Consider the following 14,634-nt stretch of genomic DNA (forward strand, 5'->3'; position numbering starts at 1 on the left):
AAAGCTATCTGCCCCTAAAGGTCTGCGTTTGCTAGAGATTCTGCATATTACGGATTTGGTTTCTCAATTTGAAGTGGAAGAATAAATGTCTTGGCTTTAGAGCAAAAAGCAAGTCAAGGAAAAGCTCAGGCTCAATATGAGCTTGGAACAATATATCTCAATAGTAAAAATTATATAAAAGTCTTAGAGTGGTTTATGAAAGCTGCCAAACAAAATCATGCTGACGCTCAGTTTATCATTGGAGCAATGTATTATTCAGGTTAAGGTGTCTCAAAAGATACAATAAAAGCTAAAATATATTTTAAGCAAGCGTGTTTAAATAAAATGCAAAAAGCTTGTGAATTATATGAAAAACTAAAGCATTAAAATGTGGTCTTCGTTGATAATTAAGTAATGATAGATCATTATTAGTAATAGCTTATTTTGATAAAGAAGGGCGTTTATAAGTTAGTAAGATTGATCTATTCTCAATTATATCCTATTAATACACGAACTCAATTTCATTTGATCATCATCGGAAAGACGTAAAACAATGAGTGCACAGCACGATTATAAAGTAAAAGATATTTTATTGGCTGAATGGGGACGCAAAGAAGTTTCTATTGCCGAAGGCGAAATGCCAGGCCTGATGGCTCTGCGTGAAGAATATAAAGGTAAAAATATTCTGAAAGGTGCGCGCATTGCGGGTTGTTTACATATGACTATTCAAACCGCAGTTCTTATCGAAACCTTGATTGACCTTGGTGCTGAAGTCCGCTGGTCTTCTTGTAATATCTTCTCTACTCAAGATCAAGCTGCTGCTGCAATGGCTGCTGCTGGGGTGCCTGTGTTCGCATGGAAAGGCATGAATGAAGAAGAGTTTATGTGGTGTATTGAACAAACCGTCCACGGCCCAAATGGCTGGGTTCCAAATATGATTTTGGACGATGGTGGTGATTTAACTATTTTGATGCATGAAAAATATCCAGAAATGTTAAAAGATGTTCGTGGTCTTTCAGAGGAAACCACCACAGGCGTTCATCGTTTACATGCAATGGCTAAAAAAGGTCAATTATTGGTTCCTGCATTTAACGTTAATGATAGTGTAACCAAATCTAAATTTGATAATCTTTATGGCTGTCGTGAAAGCTTGGTTGATGCGATCCGTCGCGGAACCGATGTGATGATGTCTGGTAAAGTTGCTGTTGTTGCTGGTTTTGGTGACGTAGGTAAAGGATCTGCTGCCAGTCTTCGTAACGCAGGTTGTCGCGTATTGGTGACCGAAGTTGATCCAATCTGTGCATTACAAGCAGCGATGGAAGGTTACGAAGTTGTTACTATGGAAGATGCTGCCCCTCGTGGTGATATCTTCGTAACATGTACAGGTAACATTGATATCATTACCTTAGATCATATGCGTGCGATGAAAAATCGTGCGATTGTTTGTAATATCGGACATTTTGATTCTGAAATTCAAGTCGGTAAATTACGTAACTTCACATGGGATAATATTAAACCTCAAGTCGATGAAATCGTATTCCCAGATGGTAACCGTATTATCTTGTTGTCAGAAGGTCGCTTAGTAAACCTTGGAAATGCTACAGGCCATCCATCTTTTGTGATGTCTGCTTCTTTCACAAATCAAACCTTGGCTCAAATCGAGCTTTGGAATGCACCTGCTGGTAAGTATGAGCCTAAAGTTTATACATTACCAAAGGCTTTAGATGAAAAAGTAGCTGCTTTACATTTGGATAAAGTCGGTGCTGCACTTTCTAAATTAAATAAAGAGCAAGCTGATTATATCGGTGTGGAAGTTCAAGGTCCATTCAAACCAGAAATGTATCGTTATTAATTAAATATTTTTAGTTAATAGAGTTAATAAAAGCGCACTTATATTTGATAGTGCGCTTTTTTATTTTGAAAGATGTATAGTTATCATAGAATAATTAAATATTTCTAACCAAGGAAAACGAAATGGGTAATTATGAAATAGGATTACCAAGGCACTATTCTATGCAATATAATCCATCAACAGAGTGTAGTGTATTTGGAATTTATAATAAACCTAATGATTATTTAGATTGTAATCGTGATGATTATAGAATGTATAGCAGTTTATTGCAGGATACTTATGAAAGTGATGCTATTTTAATTGCTAAAGAGTTATTGTCATTGTTTTTGGGATATTCTAAAATCTTTGACAAAGATAGATATTTAGTTAATGATTTTGATGTTTCAAAAATAACTGAATGGAAGATGCCAAGTAGGGCTGACTATTTAGAGAGTTATAATTTTGAGTTAATAGATACTACTCATAATTTTACAGTGAATAGTTTTACGTTAGATATGTATAATGTTCCAATCTACTATTTGCGAGAAATATATGATAAAAATATTGATGCTAAAGCTGATTATTTTAGATTAACAAATAATTTTTTTAACTTTTTACTTTATTTATCCAATAAATATGATGACATTTATATATTATTAAAGATTTGTGCTCTCGAAATTGATTGGGTCAATTTATATCGAATTTATGAATCTTTAGACGATATAGTGAAAATTCAAAGTAGTTATCCTTATTTGAAGGAGGAAAAAGGTAAAAAAGATAAAATAATAAAATGTTTAGATATTAAAAAGAATAGAGACAGATTAACAAGACCTGCTAATAATTTTAGTATATTAGGGTTAAGTTCCAGACATGGATATAAACCTAACGCAACAGCTAAGAAACAAGATGATGATTTTAGTTTAAGTGAAGCAAAAGAATTTGTTTTTTCTCATGTTAAAAACTATTTAAGCTGGAGAGTTAAGTGTGAGGCTAAAGAATTAAATAATAGTTATCATTAAAATAAACGCACCATAGAATTATTTTTTAAAGATAACTATATATTATCGAACTAATGACACTTACTGCATTTATTGCAAGCACTACATCCACTCTTAGTGGTTGAGGTACAATGTTTTAATGCCCATTGTTGGGTTGGTGCAGGGGCATGGATTAATTTTAATAAACCAGCCGTTCCTTGCCATAATATTTTTCCAATTTTTGGGAAAAAACGATTTAACCAAAATAAAGCGCATAAACTTACAATGATAATAACAAGAGCAGTTTGCATAATATATCCTCCTATCAAAAGAATAACGAGGCCACATGCCATGTGACAAAAGAACTAAAATAGGCTAAGAAAAAGAGATAAGCCGTTGTGCCAATCACGATTTTCCAAGAGCCAGTTTCTTTTTTAATCACAGCAAGTGTTGAGAAACATTGTGGAGCAAAAACATACCAAGCCAGAAAAGCCAGACCTGTAGGGATGCTCCATTGTGAAGATAAAAAGTGAATCAGTTGCGTTGGGGCATCGGTATCAACAGAACCCACGGCATAGACTGTAGCCAAAGAGGTAATTGCCACCTCACGAGCAGCCAATCCTAAGATCAAAGCAACACAGATCTCCCAATTAAAGCCAATCGGTGCAAATAGAGGTTGAATCCAGTGACCAATAATACCCGCGAAACTGAAATCAATTGCGGGGCCAGTAGCTCCTGCTGGAGGGCTTGGGAAGCTCGACAAAGCCCATAATAAGATACTGACAGTTAAAATAATATTCCCTACGCGAGAGACAAAGATTTCTATCCTCTGCCATAATCCAAAAACAATCGAACGTATGTTTGGAAAACGATAAGATGGCAACTCAAGTAACAGAGAATTTTCATAACTGCTTTTGCCTTTTTTAAGAATAAGTGCAACCAGAAAAGCCGCTGCTATTCCCGAAAAATACAACGCAAAGAGTACAATTCCTTGTAAGTTAAATATATACCCTATCGTTTTATGAGGAATAAAAGCTGCAATTAGTAACGCATATACGGGCAAACGTGCTGAACACGTCATTAAAGGCGCAATTAAAATAGTTACAAGTCGATCTTTGGCACTCGGAATGGTGCGGGTTGCCATGATGCCTGGAATAGCGCATGCAAAGCTGGATAAAAGAGGAATAAAGGAACGCCCATTCAGCCCTACAGAAGCCATAATACGATCCAGTAAGAATGCTGCTCTAGGTAAGTATCCAGATTCTTCTAAACATAAAATCCACAAGAATAAAACTAAGATTTGTGGAAGGAATGCAAATGTTGTCCCCACACCAGCACAAATACCATCAACCAACAGCCCTCGTAACATTCCATCTGGTAACAAATAAGATAATTGTGTTCCAAGCCATGTTGTAAAATCTTGAATTGCATCCATAAAAGGTTGCGCCCAAGAGAATACAGCTTGGAACATGATAAAAAGCAAAGCAAGCAGGAGGATAGGGCCAACAATAGGATGTAAAACCCAACGGTCTACTTTTTCATCAAAATGAACAGAAGTTTGAAAAGTATTTGTTACACATTCGAGTAAAAGGCGTCGCACTTCAACATGTAGGTCGGTTTCATCCGTTAATTCAATAGTAGGCGTTTTAAAAGAATGATCAACAGCGTTTAATAATGTTTTAGCACCATTTTTCTGAGTGGCAACAGTGGGAACAATGGTAATTCCAAGAATAGATTCTAATTTAGGAATATCAATTTCAATACCACGTTTTTTGGCAATATCACTCATATTCATAGCGATAATAGTCGGACGTTTTAGGCGACATATTTCCAAAGCAAAGCGTAAATGGAGTCGCAAGTTTGTCGCATCTATAACACAAATCAACGCATCAGGAGCGGCTTCGTTGCGATATGTGCCCATACACATATCCCGAGTAACTTCTTCATCAGGACTGGTGGCGTTTAAACTATAAGCACCAGGAAGATCAATAATTGTTACAGAACGTCCCTCTGGGCTGGTAAACTTCCCTTCTTTACGCTCTACAGTAACGCCAGCATAGTTTGCTACTTTTTGACGGCTGCCTGTCAGCTGGTTAAATAAAGCTGTTTTTCCACAGTTTGGATTGCCAACCAAAGCAATTCTTGAGTAAGTATTATTATTTGAATCTGTCATAATTTTATGAATCTGCACGTATGATGACCCTTGCGGCTTCATTGCGACGCAAGGCAAATCGGGTGGAGCCTATTTGAACCGCAATGGGGTTCGCACCAAAGGGGCCAAAGGCAATAATTTTCACGCTTTCACCAGGAACAAAACCCAGGTCACGTAAACGATTAGCAATAGGATCAGGAGAAAGCAGATCTTTTACATGGTCAATAATACAAATTTTTCCAGGTGGTGAAGTGCTTAAATCAAATGTGCTCATTATAAATATGGCCCGTATATTAAGAATGATTTGCGTTCTTAAACATGCCAGATTTTTTTGTGGCTGTCACCAGCTTTGCTTCAGATAACTCAAAAAGTTCCGATATAGAATAAAATAATCATGAAAATAGACTGAATTTTATGGGTTTTAGGGGGATAAAGATAAACGTTATTCATAAAATATTGCTTAAATTATGCGGTAGAAAGGTTTATAAAAAATTCTTATTTTTTAAATATTTCTCTTCTTTTGTAACGAGTAATGATGTATAGTAAACATAGATAAAGAAATGAAAGGTTTCTTTGTTCTTAGAATAATATAGAGGAGGTCAAAATAGATTTTGATGCTTCATAACACTCTTGTTATTTTCTTTAATTATATTCAAATTTAATCAAGATATAATCATAATGAACGTTGCCTAATATTGGGACGTTATTGAAAAATAGGCTTGTCGCCTAAAAATTAAGGGACAACAATATGAATATTGAAAAATTTACTGAACGCTCACAAGGTTTTCTGCAAGCTGCACAAACTATTGCAATTCGCGAGTTTCATCAGCAATTAACCCCTCAACATCTTTTAAAAGCATTATTGGATGATGAAGAGGGTGCTGCGGCATCATTAATTCGTGCTGCCGGTGGGGATCCTAAAATCATTCAAGGTGCAGTTGAGCATGTATTAGCATCAATACCAAAAGTACAAGGGGGCGGTGCAGGACAACCGCAAGCTACACCAGAACTTATTCGCGTATTGGATAATGCAGAGCAAGAAGCAACCAAAGCAGGGGATACTTACGTTGCTCAAGATCGTTTGTTACTAGCGATTGCAGCGTCTGATACCCCTGCTGGATATGCAATGCAGAAAAATGGTGTATCTGCACAAAATTTATCGCATGCGATTGATGCAATTCGTAAAGGCAGAAAAGTCGACACTGCGAATGCAGAGGCTTCATTTGACGCGTTAAAAAAATATGCACGTGATATGACCGAAATTGCCCGTCAAGGTAAGTTGGATCCAGTCATTGGACGTGATGAGGAAATTCGCCGTGCAGTTCAAGTCCTTGCACGTCGTACCAAAAATAACCCTGTGCTTATTGGTGAACCTGGCGTTGGTAAGACCGCCATTGTTGAAGGATTAGCACTGCGGATTGTGAATGGAGATGTTCCAGAAGCGTTAAAAAATAAACAGCTTTTGGCTTTGGATCTGGGTGCTTTGGTTGCTGGTGCTAAATTTAGAGGTGAATTCGAAGAGCGTCTAAAAGCGGTTATTAAAGAAGTCGAAACAGCAGCAGGAAAAATTATTTTATTCATTGATGAAATGCATACGATTGTTGGTGCTGGTCGCTCTGATGGCGCAATGGATGCTTCTAATCTCATTAAACCAGAATTAGCACGAGGCACTTTGCATTGTATTGGTGCGACAACGTTGGATGAATATCGCAAATACATCGAAAAAGATGCTGCATTAGCTCGTCGTTTTCAACCCGTGTTTGTTGGTGAGCCTTCTGTTTCCGATACGATTTCTATTCTTCGTGGTATCGCAGAAAAATATGAATTACATCATGGGGTTCGTATTGCCGACAGTGCCTTGGTTGCGGCTGCGACCTTATCTAATCGTTATATTACCGATCGTTTTTTACCTGATAAAGCCATTGATTTGGTTGATGAAGCGGCCAGCCGTTTGCGTATGCAAATTGACAGCAAACCAGAGGCTTTGGATGAGTTAGATCGTCGCTTAATTCAATTAAAAATTGAACGTGAAGCATTAAAACGCGAGGAAGATTCTGCCAGTAAAGAACGGTTGGCTACGTTGGAAAGTGAAATCGCAGCATTAGAAGAAAAATCTGATGCGATGACAGCCGCTTGGCATGCAGAGAAAGAACAAGTCAATGCTGTGCAAAAACTACAAGAACAGTTAGATCAAGCACGTTCTGAAGTTGAAGTTGCACAACGTCAAGGTAATTTGGCCAAAGCGTCTCAACTTATGTATGGCACTATTCCCGATTTGCAAAAACAAATTGAGGATACACAAAGCAAAAATAATGAGCATCCAGAGGCTGGACAGTTGGTATCTCAAGCCGTTACAGATCATGAAATTGCTGGGGTTGTCTCTCGTTGGACAGGTATTCCAGTGGATAAAATGCTGGAGGGCGAGCGTACAAAACTACTTCGTATGGAAGATGAGCTTCGTGAACGTGTTATTGGACAAGAAGCTGCATTAAAAGCAGTATCAAATGCAGTTCGTCGTGCCCGTGCAGGATTACAAGATCCTAATCGTCCAATTGGCTCATTCTTATTCTTGGGCCCAACTGGGGTTGGTAAGACTGAGTTGACCAAAGCATTGGCTGATTTCTTGTTTGATGATGAAAAAGCATTGTTGCGTGTGGATATGAGTGAGTTCATGGAAAAACATGCTGTATCTCGTTTAATCGGTGCACCTCCTGGTTATGTTGGGTATGAAGAGGGCGGTGTTTTAACTGAAGCCGTAAGACGTCGTCCTTATCAAGTTATTTTGTTTGATGAAGTTGAAAAAGCACATGAAGATGTCTTTAATATTTTATTACAAGTGCTTGATGATGGTCGTTTAACTGATGGTCAAGGACGTACAGTCGACTTTAGAAATACAATGATTATTTTAACCAGTAATCTTGGTTCTGATGTGTTGGCCAATCAGCCTGATGGTGAAACAACCGATATGGTTGAGGCTGACGTTATGAAAGTTGTCCGTGCGCATTTCCGACCAGAGTTTTTAAACCGATTAGATGAAATTATCCTATTTAGTCGCTTACAAAAAGCAGATATGGCAAAGATTGTTGATATTCAATTGGGTCGTCTGCAAACCCTGTTGGCTGATCGTAAAATCAAATTGAACCTTGATGAAAAGGCACATCATTGGTTGGAAGAGGCTGGGTATGATCCTGTTTATGGTGCTCGCCCATTAAAACGGGTTATTCAGCGTAATTTGCAAAACCAATTGGCGGAATTGGTTTTGCAAGGCGATGTTTACGATGGTGAGGATATTCCTGTCAGTGCTAATGAGAAAGGGTTGGTTATCAAAGGTCAGCAGAGTTCTGATCTGGGATAATGATTTTTGACTGATATAATCTGTATAATAAGTTGAAGAAAAGGTAGGCATTTATATTATGCTTACCTTTTTTAATTTGAATTGATTAAATCTATATTTTAAGAAATTATAGTAGTATAGTAACGAATAAATCATATTATAATTATGAGAATAACTTTTAAACCAAAAAAATATAAATTTGCGCAAACCGCATGACGATGGAGAATGAGAGCAATGAGTAAAGTAATTAGCCAAAATAGTGTAGATAGTTCAGTGATCAGTGGTGACACGAGTTCAAATATAATTGTTAAAGGTGCAGGTAAGATATCCCCTGTTGCTGAGCAAATTAACCCAACAGTGATAGTGTCTGCTGGGCAAGCTGTGAGTGGACTTAAACTGAGCTCTGGGCAACTCATTGTTTCATCAGGAGGTAGTGCAAACGAGACAACTATTGATGGGGGGGCAACTGAGTATGTTTACTCTGGTGGGATTGATACAAATACAACCATATCCAATGGTGCGCAATATGTTATTGGGGGAACGGTGACAGGCGCGACTGCATGGCTAGCTATACAACAAATGAAGCCTAATTCGACTGTTATAGGTAACAGTATTGTTTCATATGCAGAGAATACTTTGTTGCAATATGTTTCTGGAGGAGGGGTAGTAAGTGATTTTAATATTACTGCGGGTTTAGCAGGTTCGTTGGATGAAGCTTCTCAAAAACTTAAAATAGATGTTGCTGAGGTAAAACAATATGTCTTAGATGGCGGAACGGTTACAAATGGTACAATTTTTGGAGGTGAACAATATGTTTCCTCTGGTGGGGTTGCAAACAATGTGAGTTTGGTAGGAGTTTTAGGAAAAGTGCTTAGTTACCCTGCTGTACAATATGTTTATAACGGTGGTGTTGTTAACTCTACACAAATTTCAACTAATGGACGACAATATGTATATTCAGGGGGTATAGCTAATGATACTAAGTTAGATAATCATACATCTTCTTTTGTTGAATTTGGTGGAACAATTAGTAATGTGACTGTTGGTTTTTTTGGATATTTAGAGTTAAATGGCACTGCTAAGGGGAATATTCAAATTGCTTCTGATGGTTACTTATCAGTTGGAAATGCTGCAAAAATAGAAGGTGTGGTTGCGCTAGATGCTGGTGGCAGTATGACGATTGGTTTATCGAATGGTGGGTCGGTTGATTTAATTGGTGATAATAATAGTGGATTAATTATATCTGGTTATGCCAAAAATAGGGATGCGCTTGGTACGAATACGAGTGTTACGACGGTTATTAGTGGTTTTTCTGGTTTGGGTGCGGATTCATCTGATAAAGTAACGATTGATGGATTGAAGGCTGGGATTGTTTCTTCTGTAAGTTATCCCGATGATGATCATATTATTTTGCAATTACTGAATGGCACTTCTGTTACGTTAAACATGATTGGCATTAAACAAACGGGTTATAGTTTAGGCAGTGATGCGAATGGTGATTTAACCATGATTGTTTGTTTTTTGACAGGCACGATGATTAAGATGGGTAAAGGGGATTGTGTGGTTGAGGATATTCAGGTGGGGGATATGGTTTTAACTTATGATCCTCAGACAAAAACAAAAGTTAAAAAGAAAGTGGTATGGGTTGGCCATCAAACAGCTCGTGTAAATCCTAAATTAACTGATGATTTAGCTGGCTATCCTGTTCGTATTGTAAAAGATGCTTTTAAAAAAGGCGTTCCAAACAAGGATTTATTGATTACGGCAGAACATTGTTTATTTATTGATGGGCATTTTATTCCAGCACGTATGTTGGTGAATGGTCGTTCTATTTATTATGATTATTCTATGACATCTTATGATTATTATCATATTGAAACCGAAGACCATTCTGTGATTTGGGCGGATGGTATGTTAACAGAAAGCTATTTAAATACGGGCAATCGTTATGGATTTAATAGGGATCAAAAAGTTGTTGTTTTGGATCCTAAAGTGAAGACGTGGGAACAGGATGCAGCGGTACCTTTGATGGTTGAACGTTCTGTTGTAGAAGCGGTTTTTAACGATTTAGACAAACGTGCAGTTAAACAAAAATTATTACTTCGAAATGAGCGTCATTTTACGTTCTCAAACGATCCGGCTTTGTATTTGTTAACCGAAGAAGGTGAAGAAATTTATCAAAGCCGAGTAGAGGATGACCGAGTGATCTTTACTTTACCAGCGAATACCCAAAATATTTATCTTGTTTCCAGGAAAAGTCGCCCTTGTGATGTGATTGGTCCGTTTGAGAATAATCGCCATTCTTTTGGTATATTGGTTGGGCAGGTTAGTGTATTAAATGAACATGGTGCTTATCCAATTACAAAATATTTACAACAAGAAGATTTGCAAGGATGGTCTGTAAAAGAGCAATCTTTGTATCGTTGGACACAAGGTTGTGCTTTTTTGCCATTGGATGTGTATAATATGGATCATTCATTTGAAATATCCATTCAAATTATCAAAGCAGGTCCTTATATTATTAAGGAAGAAATGCACGATGAAAAGCGTATAGCTGTTTAGTAATATTATTAGGTTTCGGATTGATTATCGATAATCAATCCGTCTTCTTAGCCTTTTCAAAAGCTTCTAACGTTACTTTTCTTGCTATGTCATGAATGATAATCGGATTGGGATAGTTTAAAGGCTTTCCAACTTTTTCTGCCCATTGATGAGGGGTATGAATTAGTTTTGTTGGAACTTGTTTTAATTCTGGTAGCCATTGTTTTATAAAAATACCCTCTGGATCAAAACGTTGTCCTTGTGTTGTTGGATTAAAAATACGGAAATAAGGCGTGGAATCTGTTCCTGTAGAGGCTGCCCATTGCCATCCACCATTATTCGCTGCCAGATCACCATCGGTTAATTGAGACATAAAATATTGTTCTCCCCAACGCCAATCAATCAATAGATCTTTAACTAGGAAACTGGCGGTAATCATACGTAAACGATTGTGCATCCACCCTGTTTGATTGAGTTGACGCATGGCTGCATCAATAATAGGATAGCCTGTATTGCCTGCTTTCCATTGTTCAAAATGATCTTTATTATTTTTCCATTGGATGTTGTCTGTCCATTCAATGAAAGGTTTATGTTTGCACAAGCGGGGATGAGCAACCATTAAATGTTGGTAAAATTCACGCCAAATCAGTTCGTTGAACCAGGAAAAAGCACCACTTTTTTGATTTTCCCAAAACCGTGGATATTCCTGAGTTAAATAGTGTAAACATTGCCTGACTGATAAAACTCCTAATGCTAAATAAGCAGAAAGTTGACTGGTATAATCAAGGCTGGGAATATCTCTCTTCTCAGTATAGCCTTCAACCTTTTCAGCACAAAACTCTTCTAATCTTTGTAACGCTTTTTTGGTAATGGGAGAAAAGAACTCAAACTTCTCTGTAGGATAATCAAAAGCAGGAATTTTTTTACTTTTGATCTTTTGGTTTTCTCTGGGTTCAGGTTGTTCATATAAATGATAATCGGTTTGTATAAATTGATCTAAGAATGTATTTCGAAAAGGAGTAAAGACTTTATACATCTCTCCTTTACCATTGCGAATAGTCAATGGGATAGTAAAGAGATTTCCATCTAACTCAATGCATTTGACAGAATTTTTTAATTTTTTCTTTAATAAGCAATCGCGTTTATGTTCATTAAATTCATATTGACGATTGTAAAAAAGCTGATTTATTTGATATTCTTGGCAAATATTATCAATAACGTCGATACTATCCGTAAAATTATTGCAACTTTGATAAAGTAACTGAATATTCAGTTCAGCCAGCTCTTTTTGTAATTCTGTTAGTCGAACATGAATAAAGTATGCTTGCCTTGCAGACATATGATGCATTTTCCACTGCTCAGGTGTCGCTATATAAAGCGCAATTACTGTTGCATTTTGATCTTTACAAGCGTTGGTTAATGCAGGGTTGTCTGTAACACGCAGATCATTTCTGAACCAGATTAAATTTGTTGTCATGAAAGTGCCTTATTAATATTTGGCAGTGCATTTTAATATTCTTTTGAATCTGCCATAATTAAGTTTCAAGAAGCTATACTTTTATTAAATAGATTATGCAGCAATATAAAATATTTGTAGAGTAAAATTAAGTATCAATTTTGCAATAAATAATATTTTTATCTTTAGGAATTAGACAGCTTAGCTTTTTTATTTTCACAAATAAATAAATTTTAGTATATTCGAAACGTATTATTAATTTGCTTATAAATATTCTTTAAAAGTCAGGATATATATCAACAAATTTTATACGAATTTGACAAGATCAAATGAAGAAAAATATTATTTTATATTGTGTTTGGATAAGAGACTAATACTATTTTGAAGTAAGCATCTTAATAAGCACATTTTTAATAAATTTATTGTGATAATTTAACAAAGTAAATATATTGTGAAAGTATAGATTAAGATAAAATAAAACCATTACAATATGCGCGTTCTATTTTATCAGTATATTACAATCTAGCTAGAATATATCAATATATTTCATAGGAACGCATTCATGACAACACGAGCTCATCATGATACACATGCGCCACACAATAATGGTGTGGTTATTGTCATTGCTGTAATTGCTGCTTTGGGCGGCCTGCTATTTGGTTATGATACTGGGGTAATCGGTGTTGCCCTTTTAGGTTTAGGTAAACAATTTGCTATGGATGATATTACCAAGCAATTGGTTACTGGGGGCATTATTTTTGGTGCTTTATTTGGTTGCTTGGGAACAGGACCTTTATCTGATAAATTTGGCCGCCGAATTATGGTTGTTGCTGTAGGTATTGTATTTGCCTTGGGCTCATTAGCTTCTGCATTTGCACATAATATAGAGTTTTTGATTTTGTCTCGTTTTGTTCTTGGATTGTCAGCAGGAAGCTCAACTCAAATTATTCCTGTTTATATTGCAGAGGTTGCTCCTCCTGAACATCGGGGTAAGATGGTAGTTTTATTCCAATTTATGGTCGTGTTTGGGATTACGGTTGCTTATTTCAGTGGCTTTGTGTTGGGCGATCATTGGCGTTGGATGTTTGGTCTTGGTGTTGTTCCTGCGGCTATTTTATTGGCTGGCATGTTTTTTTTACCAGAAAGCCCTCGTTGGTTGGTGATGAAGCACAGAGATCAAGAAGCAATTACAATCTTAAACCGTTTGCGTTCAAGTAAAGAGGTGGTTCATGCAGAAATGGACGAAATCCATACCGTATCTAATCAGCCTCAAGGAACCTGGAAAGACCTTGCCCAACCTTGGATTAGACCTGCTGTGATTGTTGGAGCATCGATTGCGATGTTCTCACAGATTACAGGAAATAATGCCTTGATCTATTATGCACCTACTATTTTAACTTCAGCAGGATTTAGTGAAAAAACAGCTATTTTAGGTACAGGTTGTAGTACAATACTGGTTGTTATTATGACTATGATAGGTAGTATCCTGGTTGATAAAATAGGTCGTCGTCGTTATTTGCTCTGGACAATCCCTGGTTCTATTGTGGCATTAATTCTGATGGGTTACCTGTTTATGGGTGCCGGTCCTCAAACAGATGTCAGTAGAACCATGGTTGTTATTTGCCTTGCTGCTTATCTAATGTTGAACTGTGGTGGTTTTGGTGTTTGTATTTGGCTTATTAATGCCGAAGTTTATCCTTTGTTCGTTCGGGGTAAAGGGGCATCTTTAGGATCATTTAGTCATTGGTTTTTTGATTTGATTGTAACCTTGACAACATTAAGTTTAGTAACTGCCCTAGGAGCCACTTATACATTCTGGCTATATGCATTGATTTCGATTGCAGCTGTTGTCTTCATCTACTATCTGGTTCCAGAAACCAAAGGTAAGTCTCTAGAAGAAATTGAGGGTGATCTCAGAGCCAATAGATTTTATCCATTTCAACAAAAATAATAGGGATAAAGTGAGAATAGAATAATGGTTAAACTTGCTAAATACAATTATTATTCTATTCATTTACATCTTAGAGTTTAGTGTAGCGAAAATTTGTTATTGTATTATTATATAGCGAATTTTACTAATTTCCCCTGAGTGTGACTATTTTAGAAGCGTTTGGCTTCATAACATTGCAGCATTTAATAATGTAAGCTCTGGGTATGTGTATTAAATATTTTATTTAAAATGAATTTATATGTCTTACTTAAAAGGGGCGTTTGATTTGTTCATTACATATTAATTCAGCAAGTTCGACGCAAATGCATATTTATTCTTTAAAGATTACGAAGGTATTTATTAAAGGAGTTTAATGATTCTATTTTTTTTGTGATTCTGATAATTTTGGTTTAACAATGTTTTTATTTAACTTA

Annotated in this window: 10 protein-coding genes; 6 read left to right on the top strand and 4 right to left on the bottom strand. The window is 36.5% G+C overall.

Going from position 1 to position 14,634, the window contains the following annotated elements; all coding sequences use genetic code 11:
* Positions 1-90 precede the first annotated feature (90 nt).
* The 3 genes from QMN76_RS10455 (at position 91) to QMN76_RS10465 (ending at position 2,829) form a co-directional block, all read left to right on the top strand.
* Complete coding sequence (locus QMN76_RS10455) at positions 91-264, top strand: SEL1-like repeat protein (protein ID WP_282024366.1); 174 nt, start codon at positions 91-93, stop codon at positions 262-264.
* 268 nt (positions 265-532) lie between these two features.
* Positions 533-1,831 (top strand): adenosylhomocysteinase, encoded by a 1,299-nt coding sequence (gene ahcY, locus QMN76_RS10460; RefSeq protein ID WP_282024368.1) that lies wholly within the window; start codon positions 533-535, stop codon positions 1,829-1,831.
* A gap of 122 nt (positions 1,832-1,953) precedes the next feature.
* A complete protein-coding gene (locus tag QMN76_RS10465; RefSeq protein WP_282024369.1) occupies positions 1,954-2,829 on the top strand; it encodes a hypothetical protein in 876 nt (291 codons plus the stop codon).
* A gap of 50 nt (positions 2,830-2,879) precedes the next feature.
* On the opposite strand, the gene QMN76_RS10470 is transcribed toward QMN76_RS10465, so the two are convergent.
* From QMN76_RS10470 to QMN76_RS10480, 3 genes are read right to left on the bottom strand one after another with little or no spacing between them, the layout of a single operon-like run.
* Entirely contained in the window at positions 2,880-3,098 is a 219-nt protein-coding gene (locus QMN76_RS10470; protein ID WP_282024371.1) for a DUF6587 family protein, read from the bottom strand.
* A 14-nt stretch (positions 3,099-3,112) separates the two neighbouring features.
* Positions 3,113-4,960: a ferrous iron transporter B gene (gene feoB, locus QMN76_RS10475; protein ID WP_282024400.1), complete on the bottom strand. Its 1,848-nt coding sequence runs from the start codon at positions 4,958-4,960 to the stop codon at positions 3,113-3,115.
* Positions 4,961-4,964: 4 nt separating this feature from the next.
* Positions 4,965-5,213, bottom strand: coding sequence for a FeoA family protein (locus QMN76_RS10480; protein WP_282024373.1), 249 nt, complete (start codon positions 5,211-5,213; stop codon positions 4,965-4,967).
* A gap of 474 nt (positions 5,214-5,687) precedes the next feature.
* Here QMN76_RS10480 and clpB point away from each other — a divergent pair, with 474 nt between their 5' ends.
* Entirely contained in the window at positions 5,688-8,294 is a 2,607-nt protein-coding gene (gene clpB, locus QMN76_RS10485; RefSeq protein WP_034340928.1) for an ATP-dependent chaperone ClpB, read from the top strand.
* Between the two features lie 213 nt (positions 8,295-8,507).
* Positions 8,508-10,835, top strand: coding sequence for a Hint domain-containing protein (locus tag QMN76_RS10490; RefSeq protein WP_282024376.1), 2,328 nt, complete (start codon positions 8,508-8,510; stop codon positions 10,833-10,835).
* Between the two features lie 34 nt (positions 10,836-10,869).
* On the opposite strand, the gene phrB is transcribed toward QMN76_RS10490, so the two are convergent.
* Complete coding sequence (phrB, locus tag QMN76_RS10495) at positions 10,870-12,291, bottom strand: deoxyribodipyrimidine photo-lyase (RefSeq protein ID WP_282024378.1); 1,422 nt, start codon at positions 12,289-12,291, stop codon at positions 10,870-10,872.
* A gap of 541 nt (positions 12,292-12,832) precedes the next feature.
* Here phrB and QMN76_RS10500 point away from each other — a divergent pair.
* Positions 12,833-14,221 carry a sugar porter family MFS transporter gene (locus QMN76_RS10500; RefSeq protein WP_051462113.1) on the top strand — a complete coding sequence of 463 codons (1,389 nt, stop codon included), beginning with the start codon at positions 12,833-12,835 and terminating at the stop codon, positions 14,219-14,221.
* Positions 14,222-14,634: the final 413 nt, after the last annotated feature.

The sequence above is a fragment of the Commensalibacter papalotli (ex Botero et al. 2024) genome (assembly GCF_947179115.1).
Lineage (GTDB): Bacteria > Pseudomonadota > Alphaproteobacteria > Acetobacterales > Acetobacteraceae > Commensalibacter > Commensalibacter papalotli.

Bases quoted from the DNA above. Each gene is read 5' to 3' on its own strand.
- ahcY (WP_282024368.1), top strand. From the start codon at position 533: ATGAGTGCACAGCACGATTATAAAGTAAAAGATATTTTATTGGCTGAA.
- QMN76_RS10465 (WP_282024369.1), top strand. From the start codon at position 1,954: ATGGGTAATTATGAAATAGGATTACCAAGGCACTATTCTATGCAATAT.
- QMN76_RS10470 (WP_282024371.1), bottom strand. From the start codon at position 3,098: ATGCAAACTGCTCTTGTTATTATCATTGTAAGTTTATGCGCTTTATTT.
- feoB (WP_282024400.1), bottom strand. From the start codon at position 4,960: ATGACAGATTCAAATAATAATACTTACTCAAGAATTGCTTTGGTTGGC.
- QMN76_RS10480 (WP_282024373.1), bottom strand. From the start codon at position 5,213: ATGAGCACATTTGATTTAAGCACTTCACCACCTGGAAAAATTTGTATT.
- clpB (WP_034340928.1), top strand. From the start codon at position 5,688: ATGAATATTGAAAAATTTACTGAACGCTCACAAGGTTTTCTGCAAGCT.
- QMN76_RS10490 (WP_282024376.1), top strand. From the start codon at position 8,508: ATGAGTAAAGTAATTAGCCAAAATAGTGTAGATAGTTCAGTGATCAGT.
- phrB (WP_282024378.1), bottom strand. From the start codon at position 12,291: ATGACAACAAATTTAATCTGGTTCAGAAATGATCTGCGTGTTACAGAC.
- QMN76_RS10500 (WP_051462113.1), top strand. From the start codon at position 12,833: ATGACAACACGAGCTCATCATGATACACATGCGCCACACAATAATGGT.